General features: G+C 30.3%; 2 protein-coding genes. Both read right to left on the bottom strand.

The genetic code is table 11. The features are described from left to right. Window positions 1–54 precede the first annotated feature (54 nt). On the bottom strand, window positions 55–279 hold the full coding sequence (locus tag OU788_RS12575; protein WP_028892684.1) for a hypothetical protein: 225 nt from the start codon (window positions 277–279) through the stop codon (window positions 55–57). Beyond that, window positions 266–667: MATE family efflux transporter (locus tag OU788_RS12570; RefSeq protein ID WP_274635477.1), on the bottom strand; the 402-nt coding region annotated here is incomplete at its 5' end. The genes OU788_RS12570 and OU788_RS12575, both read right to left, overlap by 14 nt.

Here is a 667-nt window from a genome sequence, read left to right as displayed (position 1 = left end):
ACGCCATAGTGTTTGTTTAATCACTATGGCGTTTTCTATTATTCTTAATAAAGTTTATTCTAATCCTTCCATTTCTGCATCATAAAATAAACCTGCTGCTTCAATAAGTCCTTCAAGTTCATTGGCTAAATCTTGTTCGTTTTCATCAGACAAGTCTTCAAACCACTCTATTTCATCATCTTTTAAATTGATTAAAAAACGTGGATACTCAGTATGTAACACAAAAATATCTTCTGGATGATTGCTATTATCTGCTAATAAAAATTTAGGTAAGTTCATTATGTTTGGTTTTAATCAATTGTAAAGTTAATTTATTAAATCGTATAAAAAGTAAAATTGAAGCAGTTGTTAATCCTGCCAATAGTCCAAGCCATATTCCGAAACTACCATACATTTCTTTTGAACCAAAATAAAAGCTGATTGGAAAACCAACTACCCAATACGATATAAATGTAATTAATGTCGGCATTTTAACGTCTTGTAAACCACGTAAAGCTCCTAACACCATTACTTGTATACTATCACTAATTTGAAAAATAGCTGCTGCAATTAATAAATTAGCTGCAATACTCATCACCTCCATATTATCTACATAGTTTTCAGCATCGCTTAAATCCATGTATAAATTTGGTAATGACTTGTGAAAAACAAAGAAGAAGGTTGCAAA

The organism is Tenacibaculum sp. L6 (assembly GCF_028823685.1).
Lineage (GTDB): Bacteria > Bacteroidota > Bacteroidia > Flavobacteriales > Flavobacteriaceae > Polaribacter.
The sequence above is the reverse complement of the archived record's forward strand: the minus strand, read 5'-3'. Positions and strand labels throughout refer to the sequence as shown.

Coding starts and splice junctions, on each gene's coding strand:
- OU788_RS12575 (WP_028892684.1), bottom strand. CDS start 279: ATGAACTTACCTAAATTTTTATTAGCAGATAATAGCAATCATCCAGAA.